Origin of the sequence: Nocardiopsis quinghaiensis, from assembly GCF_008638365.1 — a bacterium.
In the GTDB taxonomy this organism is placed as follows: Bacteria; Actinomycetota; Actinomycetes; order Streptosporangiales; family Streptosporangiaceae; genus Nocardiopsis; species Nocardiopsis quinghaiensis.
In genome coordinates this window covers 279,528-295,682 of record NZ_VWVU01000005.1, presented here as the reverse complement: position 1 = coordinate 295,682, position 16,155 = coordinate 279,528, and the positions used below count along the sequence as shown (strand labels likewise).

The following is a 16,155-nucleotide window of genomic DNA, read 5'->3' as shown; positions in this document are numbered from 1 at the left end:
CCACAGATCAGCACCGCCGATTCATGTGCATAGTCCTGTGCACATTCACGTGCATGATGACATTATCCCGCATATTACATGCGCATCATTCATGACAACCCCATGCCATCGCGTCACACCAGGTCAGACCATGAACAACAGCACCGACTAAGCGTTTCACGTGAAAGCGTGGACTCCACGAGCACACCTCGCATAGTACACACAATCACCTCCAACAGACACAGAATAGTTACCGGACGCTATTCAGCGCCATGTTATTTTATCTTCAGCACACCTTCCCCCGATTCGGTGTGCACGGAAAGGAAAGCAATGGCACGCCCGTGGGAGGCAGACCCCGACGCACGGATGACCCGACGCCTGGGTCGGTCACCCCAGGCGCTCGGCAACACGAACAACGTCCAGGGCTGCCCCGACATCTGGGAGCTGGAGAACGGCGACATCGCCGTCATCGGCCGCGACCTGACCGCCCACTACGCCGACCTGCTTCCCCCGGAGGCCGCCATCGACGACGACGAGCGACTCGTCGTCATCCCGCGCAACGTACTCGTCGCGGCGAAGGCGGACATCCCGGATGCTTGACGTCCTCACCGACCTCCGGGGCGACCTCCTGGGCCTGGACGCCTACGACGAGGACTTCGCACGCCGATTCGGGGCGCTGCGCGGAGCGGACGCCTGGAAACTGGAGCGGCTCCAGGACTTCCACGAGCCCGAGAACCCGAGCTGGATGAGGTATCGGTCCGGCGAGGTCCACGAGTCCCTCCGCATGCTGGAGGAGGACCGGACCGGGCTGGTGGAGATGTTCTCCGGCCTGGAGCGCGAGGGCACCCGTGTGCTGAGGGTGCGGGTCGTGGAATGGCCGCTGACCCCCTACCTGCACTGGGAACTGCACTCCCTGCACGTCCGGGCCCAGTGCGGCGAGCACATCCGGGTGGTCGGCCCCGAGGCCGTCGCGCACCTGGAGGGACGAGGGGTGGTCCCCGAGGTGTTGACCCTCGGAGACGAGGTCACCTACCGCATCCGCTACGACGAACGCGGTGTCCTGGCCGGGAGCGTGCGCCACACCGACCCGGGGGTCACGGCGCGCTGCCGCGAGGAGATCGCCGCCCTGTACCGAGGCGCCGAACCCCTGGAGTCCTACTTCCCCCGCGAGGTCGCCCCAGCGGGGATGCCCCGTGCCTGACCGCGACGGCCCCGGGGCCGATCCCGCGCGCGGGTCCGAGCCCGAGCCCGGTGTCCGGGACGGCCGTTCGTCGTGGATCAGCGAGGTGTCCGGCCGCGCCGTCCAGGCGGGACAGGTGCACGGCGGGGTGCACTTCCACGGGCCGGAGTCCGCGTCGGGTCCGGTGCCCCGCCAGCTGCCCGCCGACGTGCACGGCTTCGTCAACCGCGTGGGCGAACTGGAGGTACTCAGCTCCCGGCTGCGCGGTGAGGAGTCCGGAGGCCGCGACCGGGAGGTCGCGCTCCATCTCATCACCGGCACCGCCGGTGTCGGCAAGACCGCCCTGGCCCTGCACTGGGCGCACCGGGTCCGCTCGCGTTTCCCGGACGGCCAGCTCCACGTGGACCTGAGGGGATACGGTTCCGGACCGCCGGTCGCCTCCGACCAGGTCCTGGACCGCTTCCTGCGCGCCCTCGGCGTGCCCGCCGACGCGGTGCCACCCGACACGGACAGCAGGGCGGCCCTGTACCGGTCGCTGCTCGCCGAGCGCAGGGTGCTCGTCATGCTCGACAACGCGGCCTCCGCCGCCCAGGTGCGCCCCCTGCTGCCCGGAGCCTCGGACTCGGTGGTGCTGGTGACCAGCCGGGACCGCCTGTCCGGCCTGGTCGCTGGCCAGGGCGCCCAGCGCCTGACGGTGCGCACCCTCAGCTCCGCGCAGGCCGTGGACCTGCTCACGCACGCGACCAGCGGCCACCGCGGCGGCGACACCCCGCACGAGGTCACCGAGCTCGCCCGGCTGTGCGGGCGCCTGCCCCTGGCCCTGCGCATCGCCGCGGAACGGGCGGCGAGCCGACCGCACATGCCCCTGCACGACCTCATCCAGGACCTGCGCGACGAGTCCGGGCTCTGGGACGCCCTCGCGACCGACGACGAGGAGGAGGCCCACGCGGTCCGCTCGGTCTTCGCCTGGTCCTACCGGGTGCTCCACCACCGGGCGGCGCGCCTGTTCCGGCTGCTGGGCCTGCACCCGGGAGCGGACTTCGACGCGACGGCGGCGGCGCTGCTGGCCGACGTCCCGGCACGGGAGGCCCGCCAGACCCTGGACATGCTGGTCGGGGCCCACCTGGTGGAGCAGACCGGCTCCGACCGGTTCCGGTTCCACGACCTGCTGCGCTCCTACGCCCAGGCCCAGTTGCGGCAGGAGGAGCCGGAGCGGGAGCGGGAGGAGGCCCTCGGCAGACTGCTGCGGTGGTACCTGCACACCGCCGACGCGGCCGCCCGGGCCTTCGGCTCCCACCTGCGCCACCTGGACCCGGTGGACCTTCCGGACTCGGCGGCCCGGAGCTTCCGGGACGGCGCCCAGGCGCTCCACTGGTTCGAGCGTGAACACGCCAACCTCATGGCCTGCGTCGAGTCCGCGGCCTCCGCCGGGATGGCCGGGACCGCCTGGCGGCTGGCCTCCGTGCTGCGCCACTTCCACCTCTTCCACGCCCCGATGACCACATGGGAGACCACCGGGCGGACCGGGCTCGCCGCGGCCCGGAGCGAGGCACGCCCGGGGGCCGAGGCGGAGCTGCTGGAGAGCCTGGGGATGGCCCACCTGCAGGCCAACCGGGCCGAAGAGGGGCTCGACCACCACGAGCGGGCCCTGGCCCTGCGCCGGGAGCTGGACGACACCTTCGGCGTGGCGATGTCCCTGAACGCCCTGGGACTGGTGCACCTGCGCGCCCACCGTCTGGACCGGGCGCGGGAGCTCTTCGAGGAGTGCCTGCGTCTGGCCCGGGGACTCGGCGAGCGCCGGTGGGAGGGCATCGCCCTCGGCAACCTGGCCGCGGTGACGCTGCGCCTGGGCGACCCCCGCGAGGCGGTAGCCCTGTGCGAGTGGGCGGTGGCGATCCACCGGGAGACCGACGACCGGATCACCGAGTTCGCCACCCTGGCCTGCCTGGGCATGGCCTGGCGGGAGCTGGGCGAGCGGGAGCGGGCCCTGGGCAGTATCCGGGAGTCGCTGGAGGTGGCCAGGGATCCGGGCAACCTCGTCCAGGAGGCCTACGCCCTGCTGCAGCTGGGCCACGTCCAGGCCGGACTCGGCGACCACGACGAGGCCCTGGCCTCCTACCACCACGCCGCGGCCCTGCACCGCCGGGTCGCCGACCGGCGCCGCGAGGCCGAGTCCTTCGAGGGCGTGGGCGAGGTGTACCGGTCCCTGGACCTGCGGGAGGAGTCGGCGCGCTTCCTCCAGCAGGCCGCGGCCGGGTACCGCGGGTGCGGCGACCGCTGGCGCCTGGCGGTGTGCCTGCACCGCCAGGCCGCCGTCCGGGGCTCCCTGGGCGAGGACGAACGGGCCCGGGAGCACCGGACCGAGGCCCTGGAGCTGCTGGAGGAGTTCGACGACCCGGCCGCGGTGGCCCTGCGGGAGGAGGTCGGCGCCCTCGTCCGGGATCCTGGGACATGAGCGGGCGGGGAGCTCGCGTTCGGGCCCCGCCTTCCGCACTGCTCTGCTTGACTGGGCCCATGCCTGGACTCTCACGCGAGCACCTGTTGGATCTGGCCGACCGGAAGTCCTTCGACCGCGGCCTGGACTACCTCGGACGGGTGTCGGGACTGCGGAAGAGCGGGAAAGCCGTGCACACCGCCGTCGGCGGACAGCGCCGCTACCGGGTGCGTCTCACCGCCGAGGGCGCCTTCTCCTGGCACTGCGACTGCCCCTGGGCCGAGGAGGGGAACTGCTGCAAGCACGTGGTCGCGGTGGGCCTGGCGCACCTGTACGAACGTAAGCACGGCAGTGCCGCGCCACCGGTGCCCGACATCGCCTCCTACCTGTACACCCTCGACCGCGAACGGCTGGTGGGTCTGCTACTGGAGGAGGCCGACCGCTCCCCCGCGCTCACTCTGGCCCTGGAGGCACGCGCGGCGGTGGCCACCCGAGTCCCGGAGGCGCTGCGAACCCTGTTCGAGGGCGCGCTACACATCACCGAACCGGTGCCCTACGAGCAGGCGGACGAGTACGCCCGGGCGATGCACAGCGCCGCTGATGCGGTACAGGAGCTGGAGCGCTCCGGCCAGGCCGAGGCCGCCGGGAAGTTCCTCGACGCCGTGCTCGCCTTCACCGCCGAGGCGGATGAGATGGTGGAGGACCCCGACGGCGTGGTCCTGTCTGCGCTGGAGCGCCTGCACGGGTAGGAGACCGCCGGTGCCGCAGGCAAACCGTCAGAGGGACGCCGGGAACACGGCGTCCCTCCGCCCCTGGCACGGACTCGTCCTCAGGTGCCCCTGGCCGCGGGGACGGCGGCGGCCGAAGGCTCGTTCCAGCGGCCGGTCGAGAGGAAGTCCTCCAGCGCCTTGGTGTAGGGCGCGAGATCCAGCTTGAGCGTCTGCTCGACCCACGTGTCGTCGTAGTAGTTGTGCATGTACCGCTCGCCCTGGTCGCACATGAGCATGACGACGCTGCCCCGCTCCCCGTCGGAGAGCATCTCGGCGACGATCCGCATCGCTCCCCACAGGTTGGTTCCCGTGGAGGGGCCCGCGCGGTGGCGCAGCCGGGACAGGAGCAGGCGCATGGCCGCGATCGAGGCGGCGTCGGGCACCGAGATCATCCGGTCGACGACGGCGGGCAGGAACGAGGGCTCGACCGTGGGACGCCCGATACCCTCGATGTGGGAGGGCTTCCCCTTGGTCCAGGTCGAGGGGTCCTCCGGCCACTGGCTCTTGGGGTGGCCCTGGTTGGCCGTCCAGTTGGGGAAGAACGCCGAGTTCTGCGGGTCGACGACGCACACCCGGGTGTCGCGGCGGCTGAAGCGGATGTGCCGGCCGATGGTCGCGCTCGTGCCTCCAGTACCTGCTCCCACCACGATCCACTTGGGGTCGGGGTGACGCTCCTCGGCGATCTGCCGGAAGATCGTCGCCGCCACGTTGTGGTCGTCCCGGTAGTCGTAGGCGCGCTCGGCGTAGGTGAACTGGTCCATGAAGTGACCCTTGGGCTCCTTCTTGGCCAGGCGAGCGGCCTCCTTCTCGATGTCGCCGTCTTCTCCGGGGTTGGCCACCACTCCCCCGTAGGACCTGATGAGCTCCACCTTCTCCTGGCTGGTGCTCTTGGGCACCACGGCCGTGAACTTCAGCCCCAGGAGATGTGCGAAGTAGGCCTCGGAGACCGCCGTGGAGCCGCTGGAGGCCTCGAACACGTGCGTGTCGGGTTCGATCCACCCGGTGCACAGTGCGTGCAGGAACAGTGCGCGCGCCATGCGGTGCTTCAGGCTGCCGGAGGGGTGGACGGACTCGTCCTTGACGTAGAGGTCGATGCCCCACTCCGCGGGGAGCGGGAACTGGAAGACGTGCGTGTCCGCCGAGCGTGTGGCGTCGGCGTGCAGCAGCCGGACCGCCTCCTTCACCCAGGCCCGCTCGCGGCTGTCGTAGTAGTCGACGATCCGTGTCGTGACGGTGCTCGTGTCCTGTTCACTGCGTGTCGTGGTCATGAGCCGGGGCTACCCCCGCACGGGTTCCAGGGACCATCCAGCGGATGAAATCGCTGGTCAGGCTACCGATTCCGTCCTGTTTCGGAGCCTTGGTCCGTGCCGACGCGAACGGTTTCGGTTCCTCCCCTTCGCATGTTGTGGAAAGCCACTCTTGCCCTGCTGGCCACGCGGGGCACCAGCGGGAGGTACGGCGGAGACCGGACGCGGAGTCCGTTGGTCACAGGGACCGTGCATCATCGAGGTCATGGAACGCTGTGATTTCTGCGAACTCCCCGTCGGCGGCGGCTGCGCATGCTCGCTCGTGCGCGAGGACCGGAGCACGCACGAGCAGAGGGCTGGCACCACCTTGGGGGACGCGCACTTCCCCGGCGGCACCATCCTCGTCTCACCACGGGGCGTAGCCCACCGCCCAGGCTGCCTGCACCAATCCGACTCCGAGATCCAGGCGCCGTTGTGGGGCTGGATCGCCGACCCCGATCCGCAGCTGTGGCGCCGTATCAACGAGAGCTCCCCCGCCCGCGCCACGCACGGCAACACCGAACAGATCGCCACACGCCGCTGCCAGAGCTGCGACATCTGAGAAGGAGGCCCCGGTGAGCGACCGCCCCCGTCCGCCCGCACTGCCCCGCCCGGTCACTGGTGTGTTCGTCCGCCAGGTCATCCAGACCTCCTGCTCGGGCCACTTCGCCATGGTGTGGGTCGACGCCGAGCCCCTGCCGGAGGGCACGGCCGAAAGCTTCGCGTTCGTCGACGACCTTCCCGAGACATGCCGGTATCCCGAGGAACCGCTCCCACAGGAGTTCGTCGATGAGTTCGCGGAGTCGGTGCGCGAGACGTGGCAGGAGGCGGACGACGGCCAACCGGCCTTCGCCGCCCGTGTGGTCCTACGCGACGCCGCCTGGCACGAGGTCGACTCCGGCGTCCACGGCTTCCGGGTAGCGGAACGGCTCGCCGTGAGGGAGATCCTGAGCTGCGTCGCCGAGGAACGCGAGCCCCGACCGGTCGGTCGTGGGGCGCGGCGGGACCGGCCCGTCCCGCCGATGCCCAGGACTCTGACGTCACCCGACGGGTCCTCGCCTGCCTGACTCGTGGGGTTCGCGCAGCACATCCGTGAGCTGATGGACGAACAACGGTCGCGCCACCAACAGACCATGGGCGACCTGAGCGCCCACGAGATCATCCTCCTGGGCGGCCCGGACGAGGGCCGGACGTCCTGAGCCAGCGCCCAGGCGTCCACACGACCCGGACCGCTGAACCAGAGGACGTTCGTCCAGGATTTCGACTAAAAGGGAACGGGAGTTCGGTTTCCAGGGGCCTACTACGTATTTCTCATAGGGAGAAACCCGTCTCCAACGAGCACGGGGGTCCTTCTGGTACGTCCTACCAACTCTCCGATGGTAGAAGTGGGGGTGAAAGAGACATAAAAGAACGGATGGCACCGTTTGGACGAGCTCGACCTCGCAGAAGCACAACCCCCCGATGACGCGGGTTCCCGCAGCTTGAACAAATTCGCATGGCAGTGCAGTATCGCCACGCGCGACCTGCTAATTCTCCTCGCCCGCGATATTCGTGACCGCGAAGCGGGACGTCAACCTCCGCACCGCGCGCTGATCAGCGAGTACTGGGAGGACTGGGTCCTCATCGACGGAGACGAGACCATGCTGGTCTCGGCCAAGGAGCGGGACCTGGACCAGGGGCCATGGGAGTGGACCGACCTCATGGAACGGGGCGGAGTGGCCCATCTGTACCGCAACCACCGCAGACTGCCCGGTGCCAGCTTCTGGCGGCTGTCGACCAACAACGCGCTCCTCAGGGCCAAGACCGGTTCCCTGGGGGACCTGTGCCTGGTCAGTGACGTCGCCTCCGGCAGCCCCCGGTCTCCAGTGACCACACAGCAGTACACGACCGTGGTGCACAAGTTCGCCCAGCATCTTCTCATCAGCGGTGAGCGAGCCGGGCTCACCGGAGAGGAGGCCCAGGGGCGCGGGGCCAGAGCGCAGGACTGCGTCCCCACCGGTGCGCTCCTCTCCTCCGTCAGCCCCTTCCTCGACAAGCTCCGTCTGGACACCAACATCCCCGGACGTCGGGACATCGATTTCTCGGCCCCTCTCTCCTCCGTCAAACCAATCCTGAAGGCCCTGAAGTACCCCGAGGAGTTGTCAGAGCCGGTCTGGTGGGCCCTGAGGGGATTCGTCGAACAGAGCATGACCGCCTCCGTTCCCCTCGAATGGGGAGAACTCAGCGAACTCGTCCATCTCTCCAACAGCCGACAGCGCGACGGACTCCCCTATGATCTGCTCCGTCGCAGGATCACCACCGAGCAGGCACGTGAGCAGATCGACCAGGCTGTGACACACCCTCGCCGTTTCCTGGTTCCACACAGACCTCACCGGCACACGGTGTCGGTCAAGATGGACGCGGGCGGCTGCGGTGCCAACGCCATCCAGCGTGCCAAGGAAGACATGAAGGAGTGGCAGGACACAGTCTCCGCGGAGGTGGACGACTCCCCCGGAAACCACGCCCAGATGGAGGTCTTCGCCAAGGAGCTCCGTCAGCACGTGGACGACGTCGAGTACGACCTCTTCAACCAGGGCATATCCGGCAAGGACTTCGGGCGCCGCCTGTGGGGGGACAGCATCCGCCTTCCCGTCGACGGTTTTCCCTCCCTGCCCTTTCCCCTGACCCGGTCCCTGCTCACCGGAGCCATCGCCGACGCCTCCGATCACTGCCGCATCTGGTTCACCGAGGAGATGTTCGACGCAAGCGGGGAGCTACAACGCTCCGGTGAGGCCAGCATCAGCGCGCTGGCTCCGCCCACAGCTCGCGGGGAGGAGGAGTGAACGCCCCTCCCTCCGCGCACCACCTGCCCCTCTTCCAGCGGGATCGCACCTACCACGAGGTCCGTGTCCTGATGCTGGTGAACGCCGTCGCCCGGGCATATCCGGAACCGGGTCACGTCGACGGACTGACCCAGCTCGCCAAGCTCGACTTCTTCCTCCGTTATCCGCATTTGGCCGTGAGAGCACTGGAAGGGCTGGAACCGCGGGATCCACGTCTGCACCTGTCCGCTCCGGACGCCCAAGCGGTGGAGGCACCCATGCGCCGCCACCGCTACGGCCCCTGGGACGAGCGCTACTACACGGTGGTGGGAGCTCTCATCAGCCGTCGTCTTCTCCAGCGCGGAGAAGAGGGTCGAGCTCGGATCACCCTGAGCCCCACGGTCAACGGCACGGGCCTGGCGCTCCATGCCGCCACCCTGAAGCCCTGGGCTCGGACCGCGAGCCGCTGCGACGCGATCGCCGAGGCGGCCGGACACCTCAACGGCAACCAACTGGCCGGGCTGATCCGCGACAGCCTTCCGGAGGTTGGCCTCCACGACTTCGGTGAGGAAATCACATGAGCACCCGTTTTCTCATCAGGGCCCTCGAAGTGGCGACTGACCGCTGGCATACCCCACGTCGCCGTGAACCCCATCGCCGTGAATTCGATGAGGGCCTGAACCTCCTCATCGGGCCACCGGGTTCGGGTAAGAGCACCGTGATCGAGCTCATCCGCTTCGGCCTGGGCATGAACGCCCGCAAGACCCCGGTCGTGGAGAAGGTGCGCGGGGTACACGTGGAGATCACGGTTGGTGAGCGTCTTCTACGTCTCTACCGCAGCACGGTGTCCCACGGCGAGGTGCGCGCCCATGACATGTCCTTGGGCAGGGACATCGGTACCTTCCCCGTCACCTCGAACGACCCCGACGAGACGACGATCGGCAAGCAGCTCATGGTGTGGCTGGGGCTGCCTTCGGACGTGGATTTCACCTCCGGAGGGCAGCGCAGAACCCTGTCCTTCGAGCACGTCTGGGAGTACGTCCACGTTCCCCAGACCGACATCGACCAGCGCATCGCGCGCCACGACGCCACGGGGCTCACACCACGCCGAATGCGCCTCTTCCAACTGCTGTTCGACCTGATCGACGAGGAGCTCCAGCAGTTGGAGCAGCTACTCCTGGAAGCCAGAAAAGAACACACCGAGGCCAAGAACCGCAACGAGGGCGTGACCGCCTTCACCGAGAGAGCTTCCCTTCCTCCGGCCGCAGACCTACGGGGAAGGTTGTCGGAGGCCCTCCAACGCCGGGAGCGATTGTCCGGGGCCCTGTCGGAGCTGCGCTCGACCATGGGAACGCGCGACGACCGGGTACTGACGCTGCGCGGCATGCTCGCGGCCAACAGGAACAACGCTCTGCGGACCCAGGCGGCCCTGCGGGAACTGACACAGGTACAGGCGAGCCGCCAGGAGCACGCCAACGGCCTGAGGCGGTCCCTGGAGCGGTTGCAGCGCCTGCGCAGCGCCAACGACCTGCTCGCACCCATCGAGTTCTCCCAGTGCCCTCGCTGTATGCAGGACGTCGACGGGCGGTCCACTCCGGCGGAAACGTGCCGTCTGTGCCTGCAACCCGAGCCTCCGACGGAGGAGGAAGCCCGCGAGAAGAGTTCATCCGACGGGGAACTCCCCCTACTCATTCCCGGAGAGTCAGGAGCCCAGGAAGTCCAACTGGCGGCTCAACGGGAAGAGCTGCTGTCCCTGATCTCCCAGGGCGAGCGGGAGAGGCAGACGCTGCTGGGCCACCTCGACGAACTCGCGGAGGGCAACCGCGAGATCCGGGAAGAGGAGGAACTCCTCACCGGGACGGGGGGACCGCACGTCGAGGAACTGTCCCGGCTGACCGAGGGGTTGGCCCGTGTGGACGGCGAGGTGGAGCAACTACGCCATTCACTCGACCTCGACAGGCAGGTCCAAAGCTTCCGCGACGACGTTGAAAGAGCCGGCCTGGAGGCCCGCGCGGCGCAGGAGAACAAGAAGGGACACGAGGCCTACCTGCGCCGCCAAGCCCAGGGGTTGTTCGCCCGACTGAGCCGGTCCTACGACAGGCTTCTCCATGACCTGGGGACTCCCAACGCGCTCAGAGGCGAGATCTCCCCCAAGGACTACCTGCCCCACATCGACGAGAAGCGCTTCGACAGCGTCAACCTCAGTGGAGGCAACCAGATCCCTTTCATCGTGGGCTACTGGCTCACACTGCACGAGGAAGCGCTCGGCAACCCCCTCTACCTCCTTCCCGGTTGCCTCATTCTGGACAGTCCGCAGAAGTCCCTCGGCCCGCTCCAGCCGTTGAGCCAGCGCCTCTACGAGCAGTTCCGGAGGATCACCGCGAACAGCGAACGCCCCTTCCAACTCTTCGTGCTCGACACGGACCTGCCTGACGGATTCGATCCCGGCTCGTCCCTGATCTCGGTCGACTACCCCTCTCCGGGAATTCCCGGAATCCACCATGCAGGACCGGAGAACCAGCCCCACGTGGAGGACATGGAAGGCATGGAGGACTGGTAGGCCCCGCTGTCCGGGCCTCGGGGCCGAGGTCCGGACGGGTTCTCACTGCGTCACGCCGCAGGCATATGACGCCCGCCTACAGAAGGTCTGCTCAGACCTGGCCAGGGACGTCCTTGTCCAGTTCGATGGTGAACTCCCTGACCACAGGGCGGGTGGCCTCAGGGTGGTGGCGCAGCCCACCCGGTTGGCCCGTGCCCGCATCGGGCATGTCGATCAGCCAGAGAAGGGTGTCGTCGTCCAAAGCGTCGGGGTCGGCCAAGTCGCGAAGCAGTGCCTTTGGTCCGGCCTCCCGGTAGGCGGTGGGAAGGGGCAGTCCCTCCCTGATCGCGTCCCTCATGATCCGTCCGCAGATGGCGCTCCAGCGTCCCTGTCCCCACCAGCTCCGGGTATAGCTCGTCGCGCCTCCCACGCTGAGCAGACGCAGCGTCGGCTCCGGACCCAGGAACTCCTCATCCATCCGCCTCCAGAAACACAGCTGCTCGGACACCGTCCGCTGTACCTCCGGCCAGCCCTCGCCGAACAGCTCCGAGACCTTCCGCCCGTCCGGCAGCGCCCACTCCGGATCGGTCAGCTGCGCCTCGATGGCCTCCCAGTCAGTCCCCTCGATCTCGTCGAGATGGGGAAGAACCGCCTTGGTCACGGCGATGTTGACCCGTGCCATGAGGACGTCATCCGGCAGGTGCCACTTCTCCACCGCTGTGTCGTTACGCCAACACCAGGTGGCGATGCCAAGGGCAGCCGCGCTGGGCACGTAGTCGGGGAACACGTTTCGACCGATGAACCGGCATACGAAGCCGTAGTAGTTCGACATCCCCTCCTCCGCGTCCAGCCTGGCGGCCAACTCCTGCGTCGAGAGCCCGCTGTGGGAAGCCGCCGGCGCGAAGATCCAGTCTGAGTAGGCGCAGGAGGCGAGTTCGCCGGTACTGACGTCGCTGCCCTCGGCCGCCTTCAGCCGGAAGGGGTCCAGCAGCCCGCGTGCCCCCAACTGGTGGGCCATCTCCTGCTGGGCCTGCTCACCACCCTCGCGGACATCCACTTTCACGGGTTTGTCGAGTGGCTCCACGAGCGCGTAGGGCAGGGACTCAGCATTCTCCACGCGCACGTGGGAGAAGAAGTCGATCTGGTCGGCCCAAACGTCATAGTCGGCTGACAGACCTATCCCGGTGCGGAGGAGTTGAGCTGTGATATGCGGGCCGTGCCCGGGCTCGTGGTAGCCCTTCTGGTCGTCGTCCCAAAGCGTCCAGCCACTTTCCAGCAAGGGGCTCACCAGGGTGTGGAGTGTGTCGAAGTAGGTCTCCCACTCCTCATCCGACGGTTCACTCTTCTCCTGCAGTGCGGCCAGCGCGGCGTGAACCCCTCTGCGGTACTCTGGATCGCTCCAGGGTGTCAGGAGCTTCCGGATTCGCTGGACCGCTGCGCCTCGTTCCTTCTCCTGCGCTTCTTTCTCGAAGCTCTCGGTGAGCTTCTGAATTCTCCAGAGAGCATCGACCGTCTCCTCAGGCTCACCTTCAGCACGGCGCCGATCCAGCTCACGCAGTTCGGCGATGAGCTCTGCTTGGGACTTGTCGAGGTGCACTACAGGACGCCTCTGTGCCAGTTGCCGCAGCTGGCCGAGCGTCATGCGGTCGTAGTTGTCGGGTGGAGTGCCTGGGGACGTGTCACTGGACAACGAACCGGGTGCTTTCCGTGAGGAGAACACGTGCCCCGTCCACGTCGGCCAACCGCGCCGACAGGGTGCGTTCGGCCAGGTGCTGGGGCAGGGCCGCGTTGAACTTGAGCCCGTCCAGGGCGCGCACGCCCACGTCGGGCAGGGTGATCCGCTCGGCGGCCTCGCGCTTGACGGCGGCCCACGTGCGCGGGTCCAGGTCGGCGTTCAGCCGCAGGCAGGCGTCGTTGGGGTGCTGCTTCGGGTCGGCCGCCCGACCCAGGGTGGCGGCCAGGGTGAGGTTGGCCTTGGCCCCCGCCCACGTCCACCACCGCAGGTCGCCGCTGTCACCGCGCACGATGACCGATCCACCGGGGTGGACCAGCTCCATGTACTCCTCGCGCGCCTGGGCCAGGGCGTCGACCGCGCGACGGGTGAGCTTCACCTTCGGGTCGGTGCCCAGCAGCACCTCGCGAACGGCCCGGGTCAGGTGGAAGAAGGAGCCCAGGTGACCACCGGAGTCCCACTTGGCCTTGCCCCCGCCGCCCTCGACCGGCTCGACCTGGCACCGCTGCCGGCGCCAGTCCACCCAGGTAACCTGCCAGGTGCGTCCGGCCAGCAGCAGGCGGCGCGGCCCGCTCTCCTTCTCGTCGGCGGCCAGCAGCGCCGGATCCACCCTGCCGATCTCGGTGCGCCCGTTCAGGGCGGTGAACTGCGGCGGTGCGGTGAAGACACTGGTCAGTTCCATGAAGTGGCGGCGGCCGAAGCGCTTCTCGGCCTCGGGGCCGATCATCATCAGTCCGCCGTCCAGGCTGATGAAGCCCTCCCGGATCAGGTGGGCGGCGATGGGCGCGCCCTGGTGGAAGGGCTCCAGATCGCCCCACCACTCGGGCCACAGCCTCTCCCCCACCTCCGGCTCCTGCAGGCACAGCGCCAACAACTGCTGGGCGACGATGTGCCGGGGTTCGGGCGTGGGCACCACCGGCTCCACCCAGTGCCGTCCCCACAGGTGCAGCAGCCCGGCGGCGTCCAGGAGCCCGCCCGTGTCCACGGCCAGGAACAGGCAGTTGCGGGCGCTCCCCCGGCGACGGCCGGTGCGACCGATGCGCTGCAGGAAGGAGGCTACGGTGCCGGGCGCGTTGATCTGGATGACGCGGTCCAGGTCGCCGACGTCGATGCCCAGCTCCAGCGTGCTGGTGGCCACGATGACGCAGTCGCGGGCCTCGGAGAAGGCGGCCTCGGCGCGGCGGCGCTCGTCCAGGGCCAGTGAGGCGTGGGACAGGAAGGTGGTCACGCCCAGTTCGCGCAGGGTGTGGCCGAGTTCCTCCACGTACTTGCGCGAGTCGCAGAAGACCAGGCGCTTCTCTCCCCGGTGCAGGGAGGCGATGACCTTGGCGGCGTTGCGCAGGGAGCCGACGTAGTCGAGTTGGACCTCCCCCGGCGGGGGTTCGTCCGGTACCTGCCCGGGCCGGGGCAACCGCAGATCGGGGGCGATCACCCTTCCCGGACGTTTGCCCGCCATCGATCCCTGCAGCCAGGTGAGCAGGTCGTCGGGGTTGCCGACGGTCGCCGACAGCCCCACCCGCTGGATGGACCGCCCGGCCACGCGGCCGAGCCGTTCCAGGACGGCGAGCATGTGCCAGCCGCGGTCGTCCCCGGCGAAGGCGTGCACCTCGTCCACCACGATGCCGTGCAGATTCCTGAAGAAGTCCCGGTGGTCGACCTTGGTGCTCACCAGCATCGACTCGATGGACTCGGGGGTGGTGAGCAGGATGTCGGGGCGGCCTCGCAGGATGCGCTGGCGTCCGGCCGAGGTGACGTCGCCGTGCCAGAGTTCGGCGGTGCGCCCCATCCACCCGGCGTAGGCCTGCACACGCGGCAGCAGGTTGTTGAGCAGTGCCTTGATGGGGCACACGTACAGCAGGGACAGCCCGTTCCCCGTCCGCCCGGCCATGGCGGTGAGCAACGGGAACAGGGCGGCCTCGGTCTTGCCTCCGGCGGTGGGGGCGAGCAGGACCGCGTCGTCACCGTCGATGAGCGGCGCCAGCGCCTCGCGTTGCAGGGGCCGTAACCCGGGCCACCCCAGGGTGTTGACGACGTGGTGGGCGAGGGTGGGGTGGAGCAGGTCCAGGCTGCTGGGCCCCGAACCGTCCGCCGCCTCCAAAGGCGCGCTCACAGGTCCAGTTCCACCTCGTCGGCGCTGGCGGCCCGCTGCACGTGGGCTCCGCGTTCGACCTCGGTCAGCTCGTGGCCGCCGACGGTGAGACTGTAGTGCCGCCTCGGGTCGAAGTCGGGGTTCTGGTCCACCCGGTCCATGACGTCCACGAGTTTGCGCAGGAACAGGCGTGGTGCGATCCCGATCCTGCCGCCCAGTTCTCCCGCGACCGCCTCGGCGAAGGCCAGCAGGTAGCTGTCGTCGACAAGGCCGCGCACGCGCTGCGGGTCGTCCGCGCCCTCGGCGTACAGCTCCCGGACCGCCACTCCCAGGTGGTGGAGTTTGTCCAGGTCGAAGCCGGTGAGGCGGACCTGTGCGGCGCGCAGGTTGTCGTAGCGCGCATCGGGCAGGAAGTCGGTGGCCAGCCGCTGGGCCAGGGGGGCCAGGCGTTGGACGCCCTGGGGCCCGTCGAAGAAGGCGGGCGTGCCGGTGATCACCAGGTACAGCCCGGGGAACTGGTTGTTGGCGATCTCGTCCAGGAGCTGGCGCAGCGCGTTGAGGCCCTTCTCCCGGGTGTCGGTGCGGGCGCGCTGGAGGGTCTCCAGCTCGTCCAGGACCACCAGCAGGCCGGGGTGACCGCAGTCGCGCAGCAGCACCAGCAGCCCCTTGAGCGCGGCCAGGGCGCCGAAGTGGTCCAGGTCGCCCTTGATCCCCGCGTAGCGCTTGGCGGCCGAGGCGACGTTGGGCTGTCCGCCCAGCCAGGCGATGAGGGCCTCGGCGATGGCGGCCTCGCCCGCGGCCTGGGCGCGGTGGTAGCCGCGCAGGGCGGCAGCGAACCCGGGGTTGGTGGCCGCGACCTCGGACAGGCGCCGCTCCAGCAGCTCCAGGACGGCCGCGTCGAGTGCCTCCTCGTCCGTCTCGGCCACCTCCCCGGCGGCCAGGACGTCCTCCTCCAGGGCGTAGACCCAGTTGTCCACGATCTCGCGCAGCGCACTGGGAGGCTGGGTGGCGGTGGTGAGGCGTTCGGTCAGGCGCCGGTAGACGGTCTCCAGCCGGTGCAGCGGGGTCTCGGTCTCGGAGATCTGGATCTCGGTGACGGCGAAGTTGGCCCTTTTGGCCCGCTCACCCAGCCAGCGGACGAAGAAGGTCTTACCGGAGCCGTACTCGCCGCGCACCGCCTTGAAGCCCGCCCCTCCGGAGGTGACGGTTCCCAGCTCCCTGTCCAGGACGCTCTCGAAGCGTTCCAGCCCGACGGCGAACAGGTCGAGTCCGCCGTGGGGCACGGTGCCGCGGCGCAGCGCCCCGACGACCTCTTCTCGGCGTACCGGGCTGACGGTGTTCACGG

The 16,155-nt window shown here is 69.0% G+C and carries 13 protein-coding genes; 9 read left to right on the top strand and 4 right to left on the bottom strand.

What is annotated here, in order from left to right; genetic code table 11:
* Window positions 1-309: 309 nt before the first annotated feature.
* Genes FYX01_RS13655 through FYX01_RS13640 form a run of 4 tightly spaced genes read left to right on the top strand, consistent with a single transcriptional unit; the run spans window position 310 to window position 4,342 of the window.
* The gene (locus FYX01_RS13655) at window positions 310-579 is read left to right on the top strand and encodes a hypothetical protein (RefSeq protein ID WP_150241210.1); all 270 of its coding nucleotides are present in this window, start codon (window positions 310-312) and stop codon (window positions 577-579) included.
* Window positions 572-1,180 (top strand): DUF6879 family protein, encoded by a 609-nt coding sequence (locus FYX01_RS13650; RefSeq protein ID WP_150241208.1) that lies wholly within the window; start codon window positions 572-574, stop codon window positions 1,178-1,180. Before FYX01_RS13655 ends, FYX01_RS13650 begins: the two co-directional genes overlap by 8 nt.
* A complete protein-coding gene (locus FYX01_RS13645) occupies window positions 1,173-3,614 on the top strand; it encodes an ATP-binding protein (RefSeq protein ID WP_317846063.1) in 2,442 nt (813 codons plus the stop codon). The genes FYX01_RS13650 and FYX01_RS13645 overlap by 8 nt, the downstream gene beginning before the upstream one ends.
* 59 nt (window positions 3,615-3,673) lie before the next feature.
* Entirely contained in the window at window positions 3,674-4,342 is a 669-nt protein-coding gene (locus FYX01_RS13640) for an SWIM zinc finger family protein (protein WP_150241206.1), read from the top strand.
* 80 nt (window positions 4,343-4,422) lie between these two features.
* Here FYX01_RS13640 and FYX01_RS13635 read toward each other — a convergent pair whose 3' ends face one another.
* A complete protein-coding gene (locus tag FYX01_RS13635; RefSeq protein WP_150241204.1) occupies window positions 4,423-5,631 on the bottom strand; it encodes a PLP-dependent cysteine synthase family protein in 1,209 nt (402 codons plus the stop codon).
* A 244-nt stretch (window positions 5,632-5,875) separates the two neighbouring features.
* Between FYX01_RS13635 and FYX01_RS13630 the strand changes: the two genes are divergently transcribed.
* The 5 genes from FYX01_RS13630 (at window position 5,876) to FYX01_RS13610 (ending at window position 11,010) form a co-directional block, all read left to right on the top strand.
* The gene (locus tag FYX01_RS13630) at window positions 5,876-6,211 is read left to right on the top strand and encodes a hypothetical protein (protein ID WP_150241202.1); all 336 of its coding nucleotides are present in this window, start codon (window positions 5,876-5,878) and stop codon (window positions 6,209-6,211) included.
* 13 nt (window positions 6,212-6,224) lie between these two features.
* Window positions 6,225-6,716: a hypothetical protein gene (locus FYX01_RS13625; protein ID WP_150241200.1), complete on the top strand. Its 492-nt coding sequence runs from the start codon at window positions 6,225-6,227 to the stop codon at window positions 6,714-6,716.
* A gap of 414 nt (window positions 6,717-7,130) precedes the next feature.
* Complete coding sequence (locus FYX01_RS13620) at window positions 7,131-8,471, top strand: hypothetical protein (RefSeq protein ID WP_150241197.1); 1,341 nt, start codon at window positions 7,131-7,133, stop codon at window positions 8,469-8,471.
* Entirely contained in the window at window positions 8,468-9,031 is a 564-nt protein-coding gene (locus tag FYX01_RS13615; RefSeq protein ID WP_150241195.1) for a hypothetical protein, read from the top strand. Before FYX01_RS13620 ends, FYX01_RS13615 begins: the two co-directional genes overlap by 4 nt.
* On the top strand, window positions 9,028-11,010 hold the full coding sequence (locus FYX01_RS13610) for an AAA family ATPase (protein ID WP_150241193.1): 1,983 nt from the start codon (window positions 9,028-9,030) through the stop codon (window positions 11,008-11,010). Before FYX01_RS13615 ends, FYX01_RS13610 begins: the two co-directional genes overlap by 4 nt.
* 91 nt (window positions 11,011-11,101) lie before the next feature.
* On the opposite strand, the gene FYX01_RS13605 is transcribed toward FYX01_RS13610, so the two are convergent.
* The 3 genes from FYX01_RS13605 to brxD form a co-directional block, all read right to left on the bottom strand.
* A complete protein-coding gene (locus tag FYX01_RS13605) occupies window positions 11,102-12,586 on the bottom strand; it encodes a hypothetical protein (RefSeq protein WP_150241191.1) in 1,485 nt (494 codons plus the stop codon).
* A gap of 82 nt (window positions 12,587-12,668) precedes the next feature.
* Complete coding sequence (locus tag FYX01_RS13600; RefSeq protein ID WP_190394316.1) at window positions 12,669-14,831, bottom strand: DEAD/DEAH box helicase; 2,163 nt, start codon at window positions 14,829-14,831, stop codon at window positions 12,669-12,671.
* A complete protein-coding gene (gene brxD, locus FYX01_RS13595; RefSeq protein WP_150241189.1) occupies window positions 14,828-16,153 on the bottom strand; it encodes a BREX system ATP-binding protein BrxD in 1,326 nt (441 codons plus the stop codon). Before brxD ends, FYX01_RS13600 begins: the two co-directional genes overlap by 4 nt.
* Between the last annotated feature and the right edge of the window lie 2 nt (window positions 16,154-16,155).

What these genes read in the sequence shown, in the direction of transcription:
- FYX01_RS13630 (WP_150241202.1), top strand. Translation starts at nt 5,876, where the DNA reads ATGGAACGCTGTGATTTCTGCGAACTCCCCGTCGGCGGCGGCTGCGCA.
- FYX01_RS13640 (WP_150241206.1), top strand. Translation starts at nt 3,674, where the DNA reads ATGCCTGGACTCTCACGCGAGCACCTGTTGGATCTGGCCGACCGGAAG.
- FYX01_RS13650 (WP_150241208.1), top strand. Translation starts at nt 572, where the DNA reads ATGCTTGACGTCCTCACCGACCTCCGGGGCGACCTCCTGGGCCTGGAC.
- FYX01_RS13635 (WP_150241204.1), bottom strand. Translation starts at nt 5,631, where the DNA reads ATGACCACGACACGCAGTGAACAGGACACGAGCACCGTCACGACACGG.
- FYX01_RS13655 (WP_150241210.1), top strand. Translation starts at nt 310, where the DNA reads ATGGCACGCCCGTGGGAGGCAGACCCCGACGCACGGATGACCCGACGC.
- FYX01_RS13610 (WP_150241193.1), top strand. Translation starts at nt 9,028, where the DNA reads ATGAGCACCCGTTTTCTCATCAGGGCCCTCGAAGTGGCGACTGACCGC.